This is a genomic window from Lentzea sp. NPDC102401, assembly GCF_044765805.1.
Classification (GTDB): Bacteria; Actinomycetota; Actinomycetes; order Mycobacteriales; family Pseudonocardiaceae; genus Lentzea; species Lentzea sokolovensis.
This window is the reverse complement of the sequence record NZ_JBIWKS010000011.1, coordinates 342,030-362,428: the sequence shown is the minus strand read 5'-3', so window position 1 is coordinate 362,428 and position 20,399 is coordinate 342,030. Positions and strand designations below refer to the sequence as shown.

Annotated in this window: 21 protein-coding genes; 10 read left to right on the top strand and 11 right to left on the bottom strand. The window is 68.1% G+C overall.

Annotated features, from left to right (window positions below; genetic code table 11):
- The first annotated feature begins 28 nt into the window (after positions 1 to 28).
- On the top strand, positions 29 to 1,051 hold the full coding sequence (locus ACIRG5_RS34160) for an endonuclease/exonuclease/phosphatase family protein (RefSeq protein WP_402912544.1): 1,023 nt from the start codon (positions 29 to 31) through the stop codon (positions 1,049 to 1,051).
- Here ACIRG5_RS34160 and ACIRG5_RS34155 read toward each other — a convergent pair.
- Genes ACIRG5_RS34155 through ACIRG5_RS34145 form a run of 3 tightly spaced genes read right to left on the bottom strand, consistent with a single transcriptional unit; the run spans position 1,023 to position 3,587 of the window.
- Positions 1,023 to 1,817: an SIR2 family NAD-dependent protein deacylase gene (locus tag ACIRG5_RS34155; protein WP_402912646.1), complete on the bottom strand. Its 795-nt coding sequence runs from the start codon at positions 1,815 to 1,817 to the stop codon at positions 1,023 to 1,025. The two genes, ACIRG5_RS34160 and ACIRG5_RS34155, sit on opposite strands and share 29 nt — an antisense overlap.
- Entirely contained in the window at positions 1,817 to 2,128 is a 312-nt protein-coding gene (locus ACIRG5_RS34150) for an antibiotic biosynthesis monooxygenase family protein (RefSeq protein WP_402912542.1), read from the bottom strand. The genes ACIRG5_RS34155 and ACIRG5_RS34150 overlap by 1 nt, the downstream gene beginning before the upstream one ends.
- Before the next feature lie 10 nt (positions 2,129 to 2,138).
- Positions 2,139 to 3,587, bottom strand: a complete 1,449-nt coding sequence (locus ACIRG5_RS34145) for a M1 family metallopeptidase (RefSeq protein ID WP_402912540.1) — start codon at positions 3,585 to 3,587, stop codon at positions 2,139 to 2,141.
- A 15-nt stretch (positions 3,588 to 3,602) separates the two neighbouring features.
- Here ACIRG5_RS34145 and ACIRG5_RS34140 point away from each other — a divergent pair, with 15 nt between their 5' ends.
- Positions 3,603 to 4,349, top strand: coding sequence for an alpha/beta fold hydrolase (locus tag ACIRG5_RS34140; protein ID WP_402912537.1), 747 nt, complete (start codon positions 3,603 to 3,605; stop codon positions 4,347 to 4,349).
- Here the strand turns inward: ACIRG5_RS34140 and ACIRG5_RS34135 are convergent.
- From ACIRG5_RS34135 to ACIRG5_RS34125, 3 genes are all read right to left on the bottom strand, one after another.
- A complete protein-coding gene (locus ACIRG5_RS34135) occupies positions 4,298 to 4,807 on the bottom strand; it encodes a 2'-5' RNA ligase family protein (RefSeq protein WP_402912534.1) in 510 nt (169 codons plus the stop codon). The two genes, ACIRG5_RS34140 and ACIRG5_RS34135, sit on opposite strands and share 52 nt — an antisense overlap.
- On the bottom strand, positions 4,807 to 5,676 hold the full coding sequence (locus tag ACIRG5_RS34130) for an A/G-specific adenine glycosylase (protein WP_402912531.1): 870 nt from the start codon (positions 5,674 to 5,676) through the stop codon (positions 4,807 to 4,809). Before ACIRG5_RS34130 ends, ACIRG5_RS34135 begins: the two co-directional genes overlap by 1 nt.
- Positions 5,677 to 5,755: 79 nt before the next feature.
- Positions 5,756 to 6,268, bottom strand: a complete 513-nt coding sequence (locus tag ACIRG5_RS34125) for a carbonic anhydrase (RefSeq protein ID WP_319975960.1) — start codon at positions 6,266 to 6,268, stop codon at positions 5,756 to 5,758.
- Positions 6,269 to 6,422: 154 nt separating this feature from the next.
- Here ACIRG5_RS34125 and ACIRG5_RS34120 point away from each other — a divergent pair, with 154 nt between their 5' ends.
- Positions 6,423 to 7,094, top strand: coding sequence for a hypothetical protein (locus tag ACIRG5_RS34120; RefSeq protein ID WP_402912528.1), 672 nt, complete (start codon positions 6,423 to 6,425; stop codon positions 7,092 to 7,094).
- 3 nt (positions 7,095 to 7,097) lie between these two features.
- On the opposite strand, the gene ACIRG5_RS34115 is transcribed toward ACIRG5_RS34120, so the two are convergent.
- Together ACIRG5_RS34115 and ACIRG5_RS34110 are read right to left on the bottom strand one after the other, a co-directional pair.
- Complete coding sequence (locus ACIRG5_RS34115; protein WP_319975958.1) at positions 7,098 to 8,201, bottom strand: LacI family DNA-binding transcriptional regulator; 1,104 nt, start codon at positions 8,199 to 8,201, stop codon at positions 7,098 to 7,100.
- Positions 8,202 to 8,335: 134 nt separating this feature from the next.
- Entirely contained in the window at positions 8,336 to 9,373 is a 1,038-nt protein-coding gene (locus ACIRG5_RS34110; protein ID WP_093594115.1) for a LacI family DNA-binding transcriptional regulator, read from the bottom strand.
- A 222-nt stretch (positions 9,374 to 9,595) separates the two neighbouring features.
- On the opposite strand from ACIRG5_RS34110, the gene ACIRG5_RS34105 reads away from it, so the two are divergent.
- Genes ACIRG5_RS34105 through ACIRG5_RS34095 form a run of 3 tightly spaced genes read left to right on the top strand, consistent with a single transcriptional unit; the run spans position 9,596 to position 12,724 of the window.
- Complete coding sequence (locus tag ACIRG5_RS34105; RefSeq protein ID WP_402912526.1) at positions 9,596 to 10,855, top strand: extracellular solute-binding protein; 1,260 nt, start codon at positions 9,596 to 9,598, stop codon at positions 10,853 to 10,855.
- A 58-nt stretch (positions 10,856 to 10,913) separates the two neighbouring features.
- Positions 10,914 to 11,831 carry a carbohydrate ABC transporter permease gene (locus ACIRG5_RS34100; protein WP_402912524.1) on the top strand — a complete coding sequence of 306 codons (918 nt, stop codon included), beginning with the start codon at positions 10,914 to 10,916 and terminating at the stop codon, positions 11,829 to 11,831.
- The gene (locus tag ACIRG5_RS34095) at positions 11,831 to 12,724 is read left to right on the top strand and encodes a sugar ABC transporter permease (RefSeq protein WP_402912521.1); all 894 of its coding nucleotides are present in this window, start codon (positions 11,831 to 11,833) and stop codon (positions 12,722 to 12,724) included. The genes ACIRG5_RS34100 and ACIRG5_RS34095 overlap by 1 nt, the downstream gene beginning before the upstream one ends.
- A gap of 366 nt (positions 12,725 to 13,090) precedes the next feature.
- Here ACIRG5_RS34095 and ACIRG5_RS34090 read toward each other — a convergent pair whose 3' ends face one another.
- Complete coding sequence (locus tag ACIRG5_RS34090; RefSeq protein ID WP_402912519.1) at positions 13,091 to 13,312, bottom strand: hypothetical protein; 222 nt, start codon at positions 13,310 to 13,312, stop codon at positions 13,091 to 13,093.
- Positions 13,313 to 13,430: 118 nt separating this feature from the next.
- Between ACIRG5_RS34090 and ACIRG5_RS34085 the strand changes: the two genes are divergently transcribed.
- The 4 genes from ACIRG5_RS34085 to ACIRG5_RS34070 all read left to right on the top strand — a co-directional run bounded on the left by ACIRG5_RS34085 (position 13,431) and on the right by ACIRG5_RS34070 (position 17,135).
- Complete coding sequence (locus tag ACIRG5_RS34085) at positions 13,431 to 14,525, top strand: sn-glycerol-3-phosphate ABC transporter ATP-binding protein UgpC (RefSeq protein WP_319975954.1); 1,095 nt, start codon at positions 13,431 to 13,433, stop codon at positions 14,523 to 14,525.
- 98 nt (positions 14,526 to 14,623) lie between these two features.
- The gene (locus tag ACIRG5_RS34080; RefSeq protein WP_402912516.1) at positions 14,624 to 15,535 is read left to right on the top strand and encodes a metal ABC transporter solute-binding protein, Zn/Mn family; all 912 of its coding nucleotides are present in this window, start codon (positions 14,624 to 14,626) and stop codon (positions 15,533 to 15,535) included.
- Complete coding sequence (locus ACIRG5_RS34075; RefSeq protein ID WP_319975952.1) at positions 15,532 to 16,323, top strand: metal ABC transporter ATP-binding protein; 792 nt, start codon at positions 15,532 to 15,534, stop codon at positions 16,321 to 16,323. The genes ACIRG5_RS34080 and ACIRG5_RS34075 overlap by 4 nt, the downstream gene beginning before the upstream one ends.
- The gene (locus ACIRG5_RS34070; RefSeq protein WP_330271434.1) at positions 16,320 to 17,135 is read left to right on the top strand and encodes a metal ABC transporter permease; all 816 of its coding nucleotides are present in this window, start codon (positions 16,320 to 16,322) and stop codon (positions 17,133 to 17,135) included. Before ACIRG5_RS34075 ends, ACIRG5_RS34070 begins: the two co-directional genes overlap by 4 nt.
- Here the strand turns inward: ACIRG5_RS34070 and ACIRG5_RS34065 are convergent.
- The gene (locus tag ACIRG5_RS34065) at positions 17,121 to 18,479 is read right to left on the bottom strand and encodes a GGDEF domain-containing protein (protein ID WP_402912512.1); all 1,359 of its coding nucleotides are present in this window, start codon (positions 18,477 to 18,479) and stop codon (positions 17,121 to 17,123) included. The two genes, ACIRG5_RS34070 and ACIRG5_RS34065, sit on opposite strands and share 15 nt — an antisense overlap.
- 319 nt (positions 18,480 to 18,798) lie before the next feature.
- The gene (locus ACIRG5_RS34060; protein WP_402912510.1) at positions 18,799 to 20,025 is read right to left on the bottom strand and encodes an MFS transporter; all 1,227 of its coding nucleotides are present in this window, start codon (positions 20,023 to 20,025) and stop codon (positions 18,799 to 18,801) included.
- Positions 20,026 to 20,399: the final 374 nt, after the last annotated feature.

The window sequence follows — 20,399 nt, the reverse complement described above, 5'->3', positions numbered from 1 at the left end:
GAGCAGGGCGCCGGCCGTCCATTCGGGTGTGAGCACCACACCGGAGACCGACGCGCGTTCGGGCACACTGCACGGCGTGGCCACCACCGAGGTGAAGCCGGCCAGGAGCGGGATCGCCACGTTCTTGCTGGTCCTGAGCGCGATCGCGTTCGTCGCCGCGGCGTTGGTCAGACTGCTCGGCATCGACGGGTCGCGGTACATGATCGCCGCGACGTCGCTGACCCCCTACATCACCGTGGCCGGCCTGCTCGTCGGGTTGTTGGCGTTGTTCCGCAAGAGGTGGGTCGTCGGGCTGACGATGACTCTCGTCGGAATCGTGCTGGTCGCGAACGTGGCGCCGCGGGCGTTTTCCGACGCACGGCCGAACGGGGTGGGACAGCAGGTCAGGCTGATGACCGCGAACCTGCTCACCGGCATCGCGGACGCCCAGTTCATCGTCCAGGAGGTCAGGAAGCGCGGCATCGACGTCCTCGCGATGCAGGAACTGACGCCCGACATGGTGCGCGACCTCGACCGGGCCGGGCTGAACCAGGTGCTGCCCAACCGGGTCTTCCTGGACGAGCCGGGCGGCTCCGGCAGCGGGCTCGCCTCGAAGTTCCCGCTCACGCGGAGGAATCTGACGCCGCCGGGCACGTTGCAGCAGGCAGGGGCGTTGGTGGACCTGCCGGGCAAGGACATCGAGGTCGTCTCGGTGCACCCGTTGCCGCCGGTCGTCACCGCGGGACCGGAGGCGTGGCAGCGTGAGCTCGCCGGGCTGCCCTCGCCCGACTCGACCGGTGCGATCAGGGTGCTCGCGGGCGACTTCAACGCCACGCTCGACCACGTCGGCCTCACGCGACTGCTGAACAAGGGCTACGTCGACGCCGCCGACCAGGTCGGCAAGGGACTCATCCACACCTGGCCCTCGAACAGCGGGTTCTGGCCGCCGCCGGTCACCATCGACCACGTCCTGGTCGACTCGAAGGTCCTGGTGGACACGGTGGACGTGTTCGACGTGCCCGGCAGCGATCACCGGGCCGTCGTCACGCAGTTCGTCGTGCCAAGGCTGTGAGGGCTTCCAGGGCACCGACCGGCAGCGACACGCCTCGGCCGTGCCGCACCGCGGGTTCGCGGGTGTTGATCCGGATCAGCGAACCGGAAGCCGCGCTCGCCAGCTCGGCCTGACGCCGCACGGTCGGCACGGCGGTGCCGGCGCCGATCTCGATCACGACGAGCTCGCGGTGCGAACGCCGCCACTCCGTCAGCTCGTCCAACTGCTGCTGGCTGCGGTGCGGTACCCAGCCCCAGTCGCCGAACATCAGGATGTTGGGCCGCGCCAGCCCACCGCACGAAGGGCACGACGGCAACTCGCCCACCGCGCGCATCGTCGTCGGATCGACGGTGACGTCGAACGAGCACTCCCAGATGTCGTCGGTGCACGGTTCCGCGCACTGGGCGTGGTGGATCGAACCGTGGACCTCGGCGACGTCGGTGAAGCCCGCCTTCTGGAACTGACCGTCCACATTGGACGTGAAGACCCGCGCACCCCATGACCGCAGAACGGCGAAACCCTCGTGCGGCACCGTTTCGCGGTACAGGTTGAGCCGGTGGCCGTAGAAACCCCACGCCAGCGCGGGATCGTCGGCGAAGTGCACGGGGTCGGCGATCTCCTCGAACTTCAGCCCGAGGCGCTCGTAGGGCGGATACGCCCGCCAGAAGCCCTCGGTACCGCGGAAGTCCGGGAGACCCGAGTCCACCCCCATGCCCGCACCGGCGCAGACGAGCACGGCGTCCGCTCCGGCGATCAGTTCAGCGGCTTGGTCGTAGGACTGCTCGATCACTGCTTGGGCTTGCTCCCGAGCACGACCTCGAACTCCAGCAGGTCGGCACCGCTCGACACGGGCCGTGCGCGCTCACCGGAGTGTGCGGCCGCACCGGCCTCGCCGTCGCGCCACGCGGTGAAGGCCTCATCGGTCTCCCAGTGCGTGACGACGAAGTAGCGGTCCTCGCCCGCGACCGGGCGCAGAAGCTCGAAGCCGAGGAAGCCGGGCTGGTTGTCGACCGCGCCCAGGCGGGCGGCGAACCGCTTCTCCAACTCGGGGCCGCTGCCCTCGGGGACCTTGATCGCGTTGATCTTCACGACTGCCATGCCATCGACTCTAGCGGCGCACACCGACAGGCAGCAGGTACTGATCGCCGGGAATGCCCGAGTCGCGGAACCAGGCCTTGAAGAACCCGTCCAGCGGCTGCCCGGAGGCCTGCTTGAAGTGGTCCTCGAACTCCGGCCAGGTGGCGTTGCCGTCGCGATGCCCGGCCGTCCACGACTGCAGGGCCTTGAAGAACACGTCGTCGCCGACCGTCTTGCGCAGCGCGTGCATCCCCATGAGGCCCTTGTCGTAGACGCCGCGGAACTCGTTGCCCTTGCCCATGTCGTAGAGCTTCGGCGCCCAGAACGACGACCGCTCGCGCCGTTGTTCGACGTTGTCGCGGTAGCGCTGGTCGAGGTCCGTGCCCTCCTTCTCCAGCCACAGCCACTGCGCATAGGACGCGAGGCACTCGTTCAGACAGATGTCCGCCCAGTTCCTGATCGAGACCGAGTCGCCGAACCACTGGTGGGCGTTCTCGTGCACGACCGTCTCCAGGTCCGCCCACGCGGCGTAGATCGGCCGGGTCTGGGTCTCCAGCGAGAACCCGATCTGGTCGGCCACCCAGATGCTGCCCGCCGCGCGCTGCGGGTACGGGCCGAACTTCGTCTCCAGGTAGGCGAGGATCTCCGGGCCCTGGGCCTGGATCGGCTTCTTGGCGGCGGACGTGCCGGGAGCGTAGGCGTCGAGCACCGGCGTGCCGTTCGGCAGCTGGGAGCGCACCACCTCGAACTTGTCGACGGCCACCGTGGCCAGGTACGTCGCGAGCGGCGTCTCCTCCGACCAGTTGAACGTCGTCCAGCCGCCGTCGCGCGTCACCGGGCCTTCTAGGCCGTTCGAGATCGCCGTCCAGCCGTCGGGGACGCGGGCCGCGATCTTCAGCGCCGACTTGTCGCGCGGGGTGTCGTTGGCCGGGAACCACGTCGTCGCGGAGTGCGGCTGACCCGCGGCGAACGCGCCGCCGGTGGACGAGACCTGCCAGCCGCTGCGGCCCAGCGACGCGTCGTCGATCGTCGTGGGCTTGCCGCCGTAGGTGACGACGGCGGTGAACGGCTTGCCCTTCGCGAGCGGGGCAGCAGGCGTGATCACCAGTTCGTGGTCGCCCTCCTGCGCGAACTTCGCCGGCTGGCCGCCGACCTTCACCTCGCTGACCTTCAGGCCCTTCAGGTCGAGGTTGAAGCGCGACAGGTCGGACGTGGCGGTCGCGGTGACGGACGCGACGCCGTCGAGCTGCTGGGCCCCTGGGTCGTAGGTGATCGCGAGGTCGTAGAGCGTGACGTCGTAGCCGCTGTTGCCGTCCGTCGGGTAGTAGGGGTCGCCCGCGCCCGCACCGGCCTCCACAGCCGCCTCCGGTGACGTCTCCCGCTGCTTCGCCGGGTCGTTGCTCGGCGTTCTGAACACGACGAGCAGACCGGCGACGAGCACGATCAACACCAGGGCGATCAGGTACGGGCGGGCCTTCATGCGTTAATCATCCCTGTGTCGGTGGTGGAGTTCGGCGGAACGGGTCAAGGCGTACTGCTCCTGCACGGTCTGATGAGCAGGGCCACCGCCTGGTGGCCGGTCGCGCAGTGGCTCAAGCCGTTCGGCCGCGTGGTCGGGATCGATCAGCGCGGGCACGGCCGGAACCCGCGGCGGGGGCCGTTCCGCACCGAGGACTTCGTCGCCGACGCCGCTGCCGCCATCGAGGACCTGGACCTCGGACCCGCCGTGGTGATCGGGCACTCCATGGGCGGGCTGCACGCGTGGTGTCTCGCGGCGGCCCGTCCGGACCTGGTGCGCGCGATTGTGGTCGAGGACTTCGCCCCGGACAACAGGGGAAGGACGATCGACGAGTGGAAGTGGCTCTTCGACGCCTGGCCGGTGCCCTTCCAGTCGCTCGGGCACGTGACGTCGTACTTCGGCTCGCCCGTGTTCGCCGAGTACTTCGAGGAACGCGAGGACGGCTGGCACCTGATCGCCGAGATGGACGACCTCTACGAGATCGCCGGCCACTGGGGCACGCGGGCGTACTGGGACTTCATCGACGCCGTGCGGTGCCCGTCGCTCGTGATCGAGGCGGGCAAGGGCGGTCAGCTGCCGAACCAGATGGAAGAGGCGGCACGGCGTTCAGACGGCCGGTACCTCTACGTCGAGGAGGCCGGCCACGTCGTGCACGCCACCGCGCCGTGGGTCTACCGCGGCGCCGTCGAGGCCTTCTTGAGCACGTCGATCTCGCCGGTCTGAGTGTCGACAACCGACACCTCGCGGACCTTCGCGCGGATCGGCTCGACCGGGAACACCGCGGCGAACGCGGCCTTCATCGCCTCGTCGTCGACGTCGTGGACGAGCGTGCAGTGCGGCACCCAGTTGCCCGGCAGGTAGTAGGCGCTCGGGTTCTTCACCTTGCTCGCGAGCACGTCGTGGATCGCGGAGTGGACGGCGAGCAGTTCGGTGTCGACCACGGCGCCCAGCATCAGCACGTTCTCCGAGGTCGAGAACGTGCTGAGCGTGTGCAGGTACAGGTCCGGCAGCCACAGCCGTTCCAGGTCCTCGCGCAGCTCCTTGCGGACCTTGGGGCCGATGGTGCTCGCGACGGCGTAGGTCAGGTGCGGCGGGTACGCGTGCTTCGCGCCCACGCGTCGTTGCAGCTCACGGACCTTCTTGTCCGCCTCGTCGTCGAAGAACGCCACCAGCGCGTGCATCAGTGCTCCCCAGGCAGTGCGAACAGGCCGTCGCGCGTCTGCTCGACCAGGCCGTCGTCCAGCAGCGAGACCAGGCACTTCTCGCGTTGCGTGATGTCGTTCCAGACGATGTCGAGCTGGCCCTTGGGCACCGGGCCGGGCGCGCCCCGCAGCACGTCGAGCAGCTTGCCGCGCACCTGACGGTCGGTGCCGGCGAACTTCTGCACCTTCTTCTCCGGCCCCGCGTAGGCCGGGCGGCCGTTCAGCTGCCACGCGCACTCCGCGAACAACGGGCAGTCCGCGCACTTCTGGTTCTTCGCCGTGCAGATCAACGCCCCGAGCTCCATCAACGCCGCCGAGAACACCGCGGCGTCGTCCTGGGCCTCTGGCAGGATCGCCTCGACGTCACGCAGATCGCGCTTGGTCGACGGCGGCCCGGCGTCACCGGCTCCGTGCACGGCCCGAGCGACCACGCGCCGGACGTTCGTGTCGACGACAGCGCACTTCTGCCCGTACGCGAACGTGGCCACCGCACGAGCCGTGTAGCTGCCGATGCCGGGCAACGACTCCAGCGTCTCGATGTCCGACGGCACCACGTCGCCGTGGTCACGTGCGATGGCGGTGGCGGCCTCGTGCAGCCGCATGGCACGACGGGGGTAGCCGAGCTTGCCCCACATCCGCAGCACCTCGCCCTGTGACGACGCGGCCATCGCCGACGGCACCGGCCAGCGCGCCAGCCACTCGTGCCAGATCGGCTCGACGCGCGAGACCGGCGTCTGCTGCAACATGATTTCGCTGACCAGCACGCCCCAGGCGGTGCAGTCGGGACGGCGCCACGGCAGGTCACGGGCGGTGGTGTCCCACCAGCCCAACAGCAACTCGTGATTCATCGCCGCCATTGTCGCGCAAGGTAACGCGGGGGCCCCGCGTTACCCCAGGGGTAACGCGGGGCCCCCGCGTTCCCGAAGTTCAGGCGGCGGCGGTCTCGGCGGCGTCGACCTCGCGCAGCTCACCGGTGTGCACGTCGTAGACGAACCCCCGGATCTTGTCCGTGTGCGGGATGAACGGGCTGCGCCGCAGCCGCGCCATCGACCCGCGCACACTCTGCTCGACGACCTTGAACGCCTCGACGGCCCAGGTCGGGCGCAGACCGGTGTCGGTCTCCAGCTCGTCCTTGAAGTCGTCCTCGGTCACCATCTCCAGGCCGCAGTTCGTGTGGTGCACGAGCAGCACCTCGCGCGTGCCGAGCTTGCGCTGGCTCAACGCGAGCGAGCGGATGGCGTCGTCGGTGACGACCCCTCCCGCGTTGCGCAGCACGTGCGCCTCACCCTGCTTCAACCCGAAGATCTCGAACACCCGGATGCGCGAGTCCATGCAGGTCAGAATCGCCACCTGCAGGGACGGCTTCGCGGACGAGCGGTCTCCTGGAACCACGTTCCCGAGCTCGTAGTTCCGCTTGAGCAGTTCGTCGATCGCGGTCATGTGACACACCTCCATGGCCTACCGGCGGACCCCGCGTCGATTGGAACCGGAGTTAGCGCACGTTCACAAGGGGTTTCCGCTCAATATCACGTTCACCGGATCGAGCGACGCTCGCCTACGCCTGGATCAGACCTGGTCGGGCTACGTTCGGGCCGTGATCGAGCCCACAGGTCCGCTGCCGCCCACGGTGTACTGGCGCCGCCGCCTCGCCGCGATCGGGGCAGCGCTGGTCACACTCCTGCTCGTCATCTGGATCGTCGGGATGTTCGGCTCGGACGCCGAGACCTCCCAGCCCACGAACGCGGCCGCGGCGTCGTCCTCGAACCCGCCGCCGAGCATGTCCGAGAGCCCGGCGGCCGCGTCGTCCAGTTCTACGACCCCGCCGCCGTCGCCGACCTCCGAAACTCCGCCGCCCCCGCCTCCGGGACCGCCGCAGCCCTGCCCGGACGACGTGATCGGGGTCGTGGCGAAGGCCAACAAGCCCTTCTACACCATCGGTGACCAGCCAGAACTGTCCATGGACATCGTCAACACCGGGCCGGTGCCGTGCATCAGGGACATCGGGCGCCAGCACCGCGAGCTGAACGTGCTGACCGCGGACGGCGCGACCGTGTTGTGGTCGAGCAACCACTGCTTGTCCGCCGTGGGCAACGAGGTGCGCGTGATGCAGCCCAAGGAAGCCTTCAACTACGGCACGAAGTGGGCCGGCTCGACCTCGACGCCTGGCTGTGGCGCGCACACGCGGGTCGGGCCCGGCGACTACCTGCTGGTGGCGAAGCTGGCCGGGAAGGCCAGCTCACCCGTGGTCTTCAGGCTCGAACACTAGGCCTCACGGCCCGAACCAGCGCTCCTCGGCACCACCGCGCGGCGCCGCCGACGTGTTGCCGATGATCAGTTCGGTCGCGAGGTTGACCGACCGCGGCCGCGTGCGCTCGTTCGTGTCGAGCAGCAGCTTGCCCGCCGCCCGGCCCTTCTCCAGCACCGGCTGACGGACCGTCGTGAGCCCGGCCTCCTCACCGGCGCGGATGCCGTCGAACCCGGTCACCGTGATGTCGTGGGGCACGCGCAGGCCACGGCGGGCGGCCTCGGTCATCGCTCCCAGCGCCAGCACGTCCGAGGTGCAGATCAGGGCGGTGATCTGCGGGTCGCGGTCGAGCACCTGGGCCGCGCCGGACGCGCCGGAGACCATGTTGTGGTCGAAGCGCTCGACCACGGGCACCTGCGACCAGTCGACGCCGGCCTCGCTGAACGCCTCTGCCAGGCCCGACAGGCGGTTGCGCTGCACGTGGAAGTGCGCGGCGTGCTGGCGGTCCGGCGTCACGAAGCCGTCGTTGCGGTCCCGCGCGAGACGCATGCACACGACGCCGATGCGACGGTGGCCCAGCCCGATCAGGTGCTTCGCGAGCTCGTACATCGCGCCGCGGTCGTCGATTCCGACGCGGTCCACGGTGCCGAGGTCCGGCTGGTCGCAGACGACGGTGGGCACCGGGCGTTCCAGCACGGCGGCGAGGTGCGGGTCGTCGTCCGGCACCGAGTAGACGACGAAGCCGTCGACACCGGCACGGTGGACGGACGCGACGTCCTCGCGTTCGGGGTTCGCGGGGACCAGCAGCAGACCGGTTCCGGCGTCCTCACACGCGAGCGCGAGGCCCTCCAGGAACCCGATCGCGGCCGGGTCGCGGAACGCGTAGGAGAGGTTCTCGGTGAGCAACAGGCCCACCGCCCCGGCCTTGCGCGTGCGCAACGACCGCGCCACAGGATCCGGGCCGGGATAACCCAGCCTTCGGGCCGTGTCCAACACCCGCCGACGCAGCTCGGGCGAGAGCTGGTCGGGCCGGTTGTACGCGTTGGACACCGTTGTCCGGGAAACGCCCAGCTCAGCGGCCAGAGAGGCCAACGTTGCCGGACGTCGCACATGCATCGACCGCGCCATGAAAGGACCGTAACGGTTCAGAACCAATTCGTGAAGTCAGGGTGACCTGCGTCCCTCAAATGACGCATCCGCGCAGGTTGACCCATCTGCCTTGTTCAGAATTTGGTCCAGACCAATTAGGTCAATCGGACATCTCACTTGGGAGGCGCAGACGATTCCCTCGCGACGAGCCGCGGCCGGAACACGCGGGTGTAGTTGTCGGTCCCCTGCCTGCGGCGATCCGGGTCCAAGCGCAGCACGAGCTCGTCGATCGCGGCCGCGGCCATCTCCTCGATCGGCTGGGCGAGCGTCGTCAAAGCGGGCGAAGAATAGGCAGCCAATGGGATGTCGTCGAACCCGACGACGGACAGCTCTCCGGGTACCGAGATCCCTCGTTGGTGTGCCTCGCGCATGACGCCGAGCGCCATGTGGTCGGACGAGCAGATCACCGCCGTGGGCGTCACTGTGTCCAGTAGCTGCGCCACGGCCTGACCGCCGCCCTCAGCGCTGAACGGCGCGTGCGCGACGTACTCCGAGCCCGCCGGCAGGTGGTTCTCCTCCAGCGCGGCGGCCCATCCGGCGCGCTTCAGGCGCGACGGCAGCGAGCGCGCCGGACCCGAGACGAACCCGATCCGTTCGTGGCCCAGCTCGATCAGGTGCTTGGTGGCCATGTAGCCCGCGAGCTGCTCGTCCACCGTCACGTCGGGCACGTCCAGCGCGGGCGTGGCACCGTTCAGGAAGACCATGTGGACGCCGTCCGCCAGGAGCTTCGCGTAGTAGCTCGGGCGGGGCGCCTGACCGAGCGGCACCTCGACGTTGGTGATCTCCGGTGACACGAACACCATGCCCTCGACCCCGCGGGCCAGGAGCATCCGGACGTACTCCTCCTCGCCCATCGGGGCGCCGCTGCGGGTGTTGCACAGCAGTGACGAGTAGCCCAGGCGCGCGGCCCGCGTCTCCAGGGCCTCGGCGAACGCCGGGAAGACCGGGTTCGAGAGCTCCGGCACCAGCAGGCCGATCACGCCGGTGCGTTGCAACGCACCGAGTCCGCGCGGGGTGTACGGCATCTCCGCGAGGACCGACAGCACCCGTTGCCGGGTCTCCTCGTTCACACCGGCGCGCCTGTTGAGAACACGGCTCACGGTCGAGATGGACACCCCGGCTGCCCTCGCGATCTCGGACAGTCCGGACACGTTGCCTCCCAGCTCAGATCAGGTTTGGCGCAAGCCTGCCGTGTTAGGAAAAAATTTGCAACGAGCGTTTGCAAGACAGGGCCGTTACGGCTTGGTTACGGTCGACGTCTTGACCTGACCATGGTTCTGGTAGTGAAATCGCCCGCAACATTATCGCAAAACCTTGCAAGACCCTTGTCTCACTCGGAGATGAGGCCCCAGCTGGAGGGAACGGCAGCAACGATGCGACGGACAACCCTCGTGACCGCCATGGCGACGGGTGTCGCCCTCGTGCTCACCGCCTGCGGAAGCGGTGGATCGAGCAGCAACAGCGGAACCGACTCGGGCGAAGTGACCTTCTGGGACACCAGTGGTCCCAACGAGAGCCCGGTCTTCAAGAAGATCGCGGAGGCCTGCGCCACCAAGGACGGTTACAAGGTCAAGACCGAGACCGTCGCGTTCGACCAGGCCCTGAACAACTACAAGACCGCGGCGCAGGGCGGTCAGGGGCCCGACGTGTTCCGCTCCGAGGTCGCCTGGGTGCCTCAGCTCGCGAAGAACGGCCTCGTCGCCGACCTGAGCGACACCGACCTCGCGAAGGACACCGGCGACTTCCTGGAAGTTCCGCTGGGTTCCACGAAGTACGAGGGCAAGTCGTACGGCGTTCCGCAGGTCACCGACTCGCTCGCGCTGCTGTACAACAAGAAGAAGCTCGCGGACGCGGGTGTCGAGCCGCCGAAGACGTGGGACGAGCTCAAGGCAGCCGCCGCCAAGCTGGGTGGCGAGAAGTCGTTCTTCCTCAACAACGACGCGTACTACGCGCTGCCGTTCATCTACGGCGCGGGCGGCGACCTGGTCGACGCCTCCGCCAAGAAGATCGTGGTCAACTCCGCGGACAACGTGAAGGCGCTGCAGACCGCCAAGGGCTTGCTCGACGCCAAGGCCGCGTCCACCGCGCTCGACCCGACGAACTCGTACGCGAACATGCAGGCCGCGTTCTCGTCCGGTGAGGCCGCCATGGTCGTCAACGGTCCGTGGGCCGTCGCCGACTACCTCAAGGGCGCCGCGTTCACCGACGCCGCGAACCTCGGCATCGCGCCGGTCCCCGGTGACTCCGCCGGCAAGGGCAGCGCTCCGGTCGGTGGCCACGACTACGTGATCCGCCAGGGCACCAAGGCCAAGACGTCCTCGATCAAGTTCATCCAGTGCATGAGCTCGGCCGACTCACAGGCCCAGGTCGCGAAGGAGCTCGGCCTGCTGCCGACCCGCAAGTCCGCGTACGGCAACGCCGACGTGAAGGCCAACGCCGTCGTGTCCGCGTTCGAGCCGGTCGCCAAGGCCGCGCACGCCCGTCCGTGGATCCCCGAGGGCGGCCAGCTGTTCGACCCGCTGAAGATCGCCTACGCCGACGTTCTCGCCGGCAAGAAGGAGCCCAAGGCGGCGCTCGACGAGGTCGCCAAGGCCTACAAGGACACCGTCGTTCCCGAGTACTCCATCGGCTGATCAGTGACCGGGTGGCCGGGGCTTCCCGGCCACCCAATTAGTCGAGGGGAGAGATTCGGTGCGCCGGTTTTTGGAACGGCACTGGTACGCGTACGCGATGGTCCTGCCGGTCGTGGTGGTCATCGCGGTGTTGGTGCTCTACCCGCTCGCCCAGGGCGTGTTCTTCACCTTCACGAACATCAACGAGGCCAACATCGCGAACCCGGTGCTCGACCGCCCGGCGACGTACGACGGCGTTGGTTTCAAGAACTACCTGAACGTCCTGTCCGGCGACTCGTCGTACGGCGCGTTCTGGGGCACGCTGGTCCGCACGCTCATCTGGACTTTCGGCTGCGTGTTCTTCCACTACACGATCGGCCTGGGCCTCGCGCTGCTGCTCAACCGCGAAGTCAAGGGCCGCACGCTCTACCGCGTCCTGCTGATCCTGCCGTGGGCCGTGCCCGCGTTCATCAGCGCGTTCGCGTGGAAGTACATGTTCAACGCGCAGTACGGGATCATCAACCAGCTGCTGCGCGCCGTCGGCCTGCCCGACCCGGTGTGGCTCGGCCAGTCCGACTGGGCGCTGTTCGCCGTGATCGTCGTCAACGTCTGGCTCGGCGTGCCGTTCATGATGGTGGCGCTTCTCGGTGGCCTGCAGTCGATCCCCGGCGACCTGTACGAGGCCGCGGAGATGGACGGCGCGACGCCGTGGCAGCGCTTCCGGAACGTGACGCTGCCCGGCCTGCGTTCCGTCTCGTCGACGGTGATCCTGCTGGGCATCATCTGGACGTTCAACATGTTCCCGGTGATCTACCTGATCGCCGGCCCGAACCCGAACACGCGCATCCTCGTCACGTACGCGTTCGAGCGCTTCTTCTCCGGCGCCTCACGTGACTACGCGATCGCGTCGACCTACGGCGTGCTCATCCTCTCCGTGTTGTTGGTCTTCGCCACGGTCTATCGCCGTGCGCTGCGCAAGCAAGGCGAGGTGTGGTGATGACGCTCGACGCTTCTTCTTTGCAGATGGTGAAACCGGAGCGCCGTCTCAAGCGCACCGACCGTTCGCCGCTGGCGTCGATCGGCCTGCACGCCGGGTTGATCGTCGCCTCGCTGGTCGCGGTGTTCCCGGTCTTCTGGGTGCTCGTCACGTCTTTCAAGCCGGACGCCCGCGCGGTCGAGACCACCCCGCAGCTGTTCAACGAGTCCTCTTTGGACAACTACACGCGGATCCTCGGCGGCGAGAAGGGCGCGTTCCTCACCTGGTTCGGCAACTCGGTGCTGATCGCGTTGCTGACGACGGTCATCGCGGTGTTCCTCTCGGCGACGACGGGCTACGCGGCGTCGCGCTTCCGGTTCCCCGGCAAGCGATCGCTGATGATGTCGTTCCTCGTGGTGCAGATGTTCCCGTTCGCGGTGCTGATCGTGCCGTTGTACAACATCCTCATCGCGTTGGGGCTGCAGGGAAGTTCGATCGGCCTCGTGCTCGTGTACTGCACGACCGCGGTGCCGTTCTGCACGTACATGCTCAAGGGCTACTTCGACACGATCCCCACGGACATCGACGAAGCCGGCCGCGTGGACGGGCTCTCGCCGTTCGGTGTGTTCTGGCGGCTGATCATGCCGCTGGCGAAGCCGGGTCTCGCGGTGACGTCGTTCTACGCGTTCCTGACGGCCTGGGGCGAGGTGGCGTTCGCGTCCGCCTTCCTGTCCGCCGCGGACGAGTCGAAGACACTGGCCGTGGGGCTGCAGGTGTTCGTGCAGCAGAACCGGACGGAGTGGGGGCATCTCGCCGCCGCGTCCATTCTGGTCGCCATTCCCGCGGTGATCGTGTTCTACCTGGTGCAGCGGTTCCTGGTGACCGGGCTGTCGTCCGGCGCCGTGAAGGGCTGATCGTTGTCGGAGGTGGCGCTACGTCAGCGCCACCTCCAGTGCGGCCCGGTTCGCCGTGACCCACTCGTGGGCGGCACGCACGGACCGGGCGGCGCCCGAGTCGCGCGTCCGTGCCGGACTCGATCCCGCGCCGGCAACGGTCCTGCCACCACAGGATCGTGCGGACGACCTGGCTCCGGTCGGTCAGGCCGTAGGCGCCGCACATCATCCGCAGCCGCTCGGACGTCGTGGCGAGATCGCCGCCTGCCGGGCCGAGGTCCCAGTCCACGAAGGTGACGGGGGACCGGTCGCGGTACGCGGTGTTCTTCGGGGACAGGTCGTTGTGGCACACGACTTCCTGGTCGCCGGCCAGCGTGGTTCCCGCGGTCAGGTCGTGGAACCGCCGTACGAGCCGTCCAGGAACGTCAGCACCTCCCTGCCCTGTTCGCCCACGCCGAGGAACCTCGGAGCGCCCGGCCACGCGTGCTGTTCGAAGTGGCGCAGCAGCCGGTGGACGAACTCGGAACGGTCGGTCGTCCCTCGCCGCACCGTGTCTCCGATTCGGACGACGTGGCTGACGAAACCACCTGGCAACGGCTGTTCGTTCATGCCGCTGAACGTAAGCGCTTACGTTGCCGTGCCGCGAAACGTAAGCGCTTACGTCTGTTCCCGTAAGCGCTTGCAATGCATAACGTCGCGCCCAGACAAGCGGTGAAAGGTGCGTCACATGGCAGAGGTGTCCTACGTCAAGGCGTCGCGGATCTTCTCCGGCAACCCGCCGGTGCGGGCGGTCGACGAGCTCTCCCTCGAAGTGAGCGACGGCGAGTTCCTGGTGCTGGTCGGGCCGTCCGGTTCGGGCAAGTCGACGGCGCTGCGCATGCTCGCGGGCCTGGAGGACATCGACGAGGGCGCCATCCAGATCGGTGGCAAGGACGTCACGAACGTGCCGCCGAAGGGCCGGGACATCGCGATGGTGTTCCAGTCGTACGCGCTGTACCCGCACATGACCGTCGCGGAGAACATGGGCTTCGCGCTCAAGCTGCGCGGTGTGCCGAAGACCGAGATCAAGGCGAAGGTCGAAGAGGCCGCCAAGATGCTCGACCTGCAGAAGTACCTGGAGCGCAAGCCGAAGGCGCTGTCCGGCGGTCAGCGTCAGCGTGTCGCCATGGGTCGCGCCATCGTGCGTGAGCCGTCCGTCTTCCTCATGGACGAGCCGCTGTCCAACCTGGACGCCAAGCTGCGCGTCGAGACGCGTGCGAACATCGCCGCTCTCCAGCAGCGTCTCGGCACCACCACGATCTACGTCACGCACGACCAGGTCGAGGCCATGACGATGGGCCACCGCGTCGCGGTGCTCAAGGACGGCCTGCTGCAGCAGTGCGACACGCCTCGCGCGCTGTACGACCGCCCGGCCAACGCGTTCGTCGCGGGCTTCATCGGCTCGCCGGCCATGAACCTCAAGACCGTGCCGATCTCGGCGGAGGGCGCGAAGCTCGACGGCATCATCGTGCCGCTGAGCCGTGCCGCGCACGAGGCCGCCGGCGGTCTCGACGAGGTCACCTTCGGCATCCGGCCCGAGGCGCTCGGCATCGTGCCGTCGACCGACGAGGGCATGGAGATGACCGTCGAACTGGTCGAGGAGCTCGGCGCCGACGCGCTCGTGCACGGTGCCGTGAAGATCGGCGACTCGTCGCAGCGCTTCGTCGTCCGCGTCGACGGCCGCACGCCGCCGACCCTGGGCCAGCACGTGAAGGTCGCCGTGCGCGACGACACCGAGATCCACCTGTTCCACCCCGAGACGGGCGAGCGCCTGGAGTCCTGAGTCACACGTTCAAGCCCCCGGCGTGACCGTCGGGGGCTTTTTCGTGTCGTAAACTGAACTCGACAACGGTTTCCATTACCTGATCGAGGGATGGCGTGATGACTCTCCGCAACGCTCTGGTCGGCACTCTCGCCGTCGTGAGCCTGGCCGCCTGTGGCACGAGCACGCCGTCCGCGGACAGCGGCAAGATCCAGGTGGTCGCCTCCACCAACGTGTGGGGCAGCGTCATCAAGGCGGTCGGCGGCGACGAGGTCGAGGTCAAGGCCCTGCTGGACGACCCGAGTGCCGACCCGCACTCGTACGAGAGCAAGCCCGCCGATGCGGCGCTGGTCAAGGACGCCAAGCTGGTCGTGTTCAACGGCGGCGGCTACGACGACTTCTTCGCCAAGCTGATCACCAGCGACGCCACCAAGAAGATCGAGGCGTTCCCGCTGCGCGACAACCACGCGGAACCGCAGACCGGCGCGCCCGACGCCGACGGTCACGACCACAGCGTGAACGAGCACGTCTGGTACGACCTGCACACCGTCCAGGCGGTGGCCGAGGCCGCGGCGAACGAGCTGGGCGCCATCGCGCCGGACAAGAAGACGACGTTCGAGAAGAACACCGCGGACTTCACCACCAAGCTCGAAGAGCTGGAGAAGAAGGTCGCCGGCATCGGCAAGGACCGCAAGGTCGCGTCGACCGAGCCGATCGCGCACTACCTGATCGACGAGTCCGGTGCCGAGGACGTGACGCCCGAGGCGTTCAGCAAGGCGATCGAGGAGGAGTCGGACGTGCCGGCCGCCGCCCTCGCGTCGATGAACCAGCTGGTCGAGTCCAAGCAGGTCAACGTGCTGGTGGAGAACACCCAGACCGAGAACCAGGTCACGAAGAGCGTGGTCGAGAAGGCCAGGGCCGCGGGCGTTCCGGTCGTCGCGGTCACCGAGACGTTGCCCGAGGGCGTGACCGGCTACCTTGACTGGATGAGCAAGCAGGTTGACGCGCTCACGCAGGCGCTCAAGGCATGAGCGCGATCTCGCTGCGCGGGGCCCGGTTGTCCTACGGGGACAGAGTGTTGTGGGACGGGCTCGACCTCGACGTCGAACCCGGTGAGTTCCTCGCGGTCCTGGGGCCGAACGGCTCCGGCAAGACCAGCCTGATGCGCGTGCTGCTCGGACTGCAGCCGCTGTCCTCCGGCACGGTCTCGATCGCCGGCGGCAACCACTCCATCGGATACGTCCCGCAGCAGCGAGCGCTCGACCAGTCCATGACGTTGCGCGGCCGCGATCTCGTCGGACTGGGTCTGGACGGCCACCGGTGGGGTTTCGGGCTGGGCGGCCGCCGGGAACGCAAGATCCGTGTCGACGCGGCCATCGAGGCCGTGGGCGGCACTCGATACGCGGATTCGCCGATCGGGGTGCTGTCCGGCGGGGAGCAGCAACGGTTGCGGGTCGCGCAGGCCCTGGTCGGCGACCCGACCGTGATGCTGTGCGACGAGCCGTTGCTGTCGCTGGACCTCGCGAACCAGCGGATCGTGTCCGAGCTGATCGACAAACGGCGTCGTGAGTCCGACACCGCGGTTCTCTTCGTGACGCACGAGCTGAATCCCGTGCTGCCGCTCGTCGACCGGGTCCTGTACCTGGTGGGCGGGCGGTTCCGCGTAGGTACGCCGGAAGAGGTCATGAACTCCCGCACGCTGTCCGAGCTGTACCGGACGCCGGTCGAGGTCGTGCGGGTGCGCGACCAGATCCTGGTGGTCGGCGCCGGCGCCTGCGAGGAGCAGACGCACCACCTGTCGGCGGAGGCCGCGTCGTGACGTTCTTCGACCTGCTCGAACTGGACTTCGTGCAGACCGCGCTGATCGCGGCCGCGGTGCTGGGGCTGGTGGCCGGCGTTCTCGGGCCGCTCGTGGTCACGCGCAAGATGGCGTTCGCGGTGCACGGCACCAGTGAGCTCGCGTTCACCGGTGGCGCTGCGGCGTTGCTGCTCGGCGTCGGCATCGGGTACGGCGCGCTGGCCGGGTCGATCATCGCCGCGGTGCTGCTCGGTGTGTTGTCACGCCGTGAGAGCGACCGCGACTCGGTGATCGGCGCGATCCTCGCGTTCGGACTCGGCATGGGCATTCTGATGCTCGCGCTCTACAAGGGGCGCACGTCCAACAAGTTCGGTCTGCTGACCGGTCAGATCGTCGGCGTCGACTCCACCGACCTCAAGCTCCTGGTGATCTCGTCCATCGCCGTCCTGGTGGTTATGGCGTTCATCTACCGGCCGTTGTTCTTCGCGTCGGTGGACCCGGACGTGGCGGTGTCGCGCGGGGTTCCGGTGCGGACGCTGTCGATCGTGTTCGCGGTGCTGGTCGGTGTCGCGACCGCGCTGTCCGTTCAGGTCGTGGGCGCCTTGCTGGTGCTGGCGTTGATGATCACGCCGGCGGCCGCGGCGATGCGTCTGACCGCGTCGCCGTTGAGGGCCACGATCCTGTCCGTCGTCTTCGCCGAGATCGCCGCGGTGGGAGGCATCCTGCTGTCGCTCGTGCCGGCGCTTCCGGTCAGCGCCCTGGTGACTGCCCTGAGCTTCGTGATCTACCTGGTCTGCCGGGCCGTGTCCTGGCGACGGTCACGCACTGCGTGAGCTGATCGGCTTGGTCACGTCGTCCTGACGGGGCGCGGGCATCAGCCGCGGCGGGATGTCCAGGCCTGCCACGCGGACCTGGTTGCGGCCGTTCTCCTTGGCCTTGTAGAGCGCCGCGTCCGCCGAGTGCTGGGCGGTGGCCATGTCCGGGCCGTTGTCCGGGATCACCGCCACGCCGATGGACGCCGAGATCGCCTGCAGCGACTCGCCTTCCGGCTCCGGGGGCTGGATCTCGCGGCCGTACAGGGTGACCACGTTGCGGTGCTTGTCGGTGGTGGGGACGGCGAGAGAGCCGATGGCCTCGCGGATGCGTTCGGCGATCGTCACGCCCTGGGCCACCGGGGTGTCCTTCAGCGCCACCACGAACTCCTCGCCGCCGTCCCGGCCCGCCACGTCGCCGGGGCGGAGCTTCTCGCGGAGGATTCGGCCCACCTCGGCCAGGACGGCGTTGCCCGCCGGGTGGCCCCAGGTGTCGTTGATGCGCTTGAAGTGGTCGAGGTCGATCACCAGGACGGTCATCGGTTCGCCGTCCAGGCGGCAGCGTTCGGCCAGGCGGCCCGCGTACTCGGTGAGGCCGTTGGTGTTGAGCAGGCCCGTCCGGTAGTCGGTGTGGGCGTCCGCGGCCAGGCGCTGGTGGAGCTGTTCCTGTTCGCGCAGCAGGCGTTCCAGGTGGGTACGGCGTTCACCCGCGCGCGACAGCAGCGCGTTGACCAGGATCACCGGCACGGTCAGCAACAGCGGCCCGACCCAGTGGCTCGTCATGAGCATGCCGAGCATGGCGCCGGCGCCGAGCGTGCTCATCTCGAGCATGTTGTCGACCTTGGAGCCGAGGAAGTCGAGGATCTTCGAGTTCGGTGTCACGATCTTGAACGCGGCCGCGACGGTCATCACCTGGACCAGCCAGTAGACGACGGCGGCTATCGCGAGGATCAGGACGAGGCTCAGGTCCGCCGGGATGTTCCCGGTGGCGGCCAGCGAGACGCCCGACAGGTGCACCAGTGCCCAGGACAGGAGGGTCGAGGCGAGCATGGAGGCGGTGCCGAAGACGAAGCGGTAGGGCTGGCGGCGGGCGATCGGCTGGATCAGGATGCGCATCCAGATCGTGGCGATCACGGCCAGGCCGCCGGGCAGCGCCACGGCCGCGGCGAACGTCCAGACCGACGTCAGGTCGATGTGGGGGCCTGAGGCCTCGTTGCGGCGGGCTTCTTCCGCTCTGCGCACGACGGTCAGGTGGATGGTGATCGCGGCGATGAGCGCGGCGAAGCGAAGCCAGTCGGTGGTCGCGACGTCGGTGAGCTTCGTCAGCAGCCAGATGGCGGCAACGGCCACGGCCGCTTCGAGCACGAAAAAGTATGCGATCGCACTGGGCGCAACGGTCCAAAGGTCCCAGTTGCGAATCGGAGTCAAGCCGAGTGCCCGCGATCGCCCGCGATCAGTCAAACTGTTCTTCACCACGACCCCCTACGCTCATGGCAAGTCATGAGCTAAGCCGCCGCTGACCAGGTCGTAGACCACCGCGCTGCCGCTTGTCGCAACGAGGAGGTGTCCTTCCATGTGCAACCGAGACTTCTGAACGCCACCCTTCCTCTAGTCGGCTTCAATCTCGCATCCAGATCATCATGGTGCCTCTACGACGGATATCGCTATTGGTGACCGTTCTGTTTCAGATTGCCACCGCCTTCGTGCCGTCGCGACCCCGCGCACGTCGCCAGGCGAAGGTTGCCTGCGTCGCGAGCAGCAGTCCGATGCCGCCCGCGCCGGCGATCGTGGCCGTCACCGATCCGATCGAATGAGCGACGACACCGGCCAGCGCCATTCCACCGCCCTGGCTCGAACGCAACGCCGCGCGCCCAATGCCATAAGCCCTTCCGCGGTACTGGTCGGGTAGCAGGCGCATCCACGCCGAACGAGCGGGTGTGTGATAAGCCCCGCCTATACCGGCAATCACGAGCAAAACGATCGTCCAGGTCAGGTTCGGGTTGAAAGCGAACATGATCAACGGCGCCAGCGACAGGATCGCCAGCGGGCCGATCAGCCGTTCTCGCTTCGCCGGATCCCGCACGAGACGGAAGAGCAGCGCCACACCCAGCACGTTCGCGGCGGGTTCGATGGCGAGGATCAGGCCGACCGCCCACACCGCGTTCAGGCTCGCCGCCAGCGGGACCGCGAGTCCTTCCGGGACCATCGCGAGGCCCGCGAGCAGCCGGACGCCCAGCAGGGTCCTCAATCGCGGCTCGGACACCATCAGCGCGAGCACGCCGCGTGGTTCTTCGTCGTCCTTCTTCTTGCGGCCCAGCGGATCGGCGGCCGGGCGGTGCTTCACGGACGTCTGCACCAGGATCGCCAGGACGGCGAACGTGACCGCGTTGATCCCGAGCGCGAGGCCGGGGCCGCTGTGGGCGACGAGGAAGCCCGCAGCGGCGAGACCCGCCATCTGGGCGATGTCGACGGACGTGCCGAACAGCGCCACACCGTCGTCGTAGCGCTTCGGCGGGAGTACGTGAGGGAGGCTCGCCTCCTGGGCCGCGAGGTACGGCGAGGAGATCGCCAGGACCACCACGAGCAGCACGATCATGGCCCACAGGGGCATGCCGGGAATGGCCATCGCGCCCATGAGCACGGCCTGCATCCAGGCCGTCGTCACCATTACCGTGCGTCGCGGGAACCGGTCGGCGACCCAGCCGAGCAACGGGCCCGAAATCAGTGGCGGGAACAGCGTCAGTGACCACGTGAGGGCGGTCCAGGCAGCGGATTGTGTTCGCTCGAATACGAGCAGTGACAATGCGACCGCCGCGAGCTGGTCGCCGGCGGTCGAAGCGGTCGAGCCGATCCACATGGCGCGGAACTCGCGCAAACCCACGAGCTCGCGGAGCGCGCCGCGGGTCGTCATGCGGTGCTCCGGACAGCCGCTCCCCGCGCGCGGTGAATCGGCACGTCCCGATTCGCTCTACGCCGAGTCACGTCGCCCCCGCCGGTGGTAATCAATTCCTATCGACAATCACGGTAGAAGCTGTCTGACCGTTCAACGTCTGTCCTACCACAGTGTGTACCTAAACGGAGCAGGCCAGTTACCTAAAGTAGTTACAATAGCGAAACGTAGACCTGATCTTCTTCACAGTTGACCTCGTCGTCGCCTGATTGGACCCCAAATGGTCACGGTGTGTGTCAACCGGTGCCAAACGGATGTCTCAGGTTCCGCCGAGCGGCGCAACCCGCACCGGCTCCTACCTGGCGAAACAGGCGAATTGCGATCGAGACGAAGGT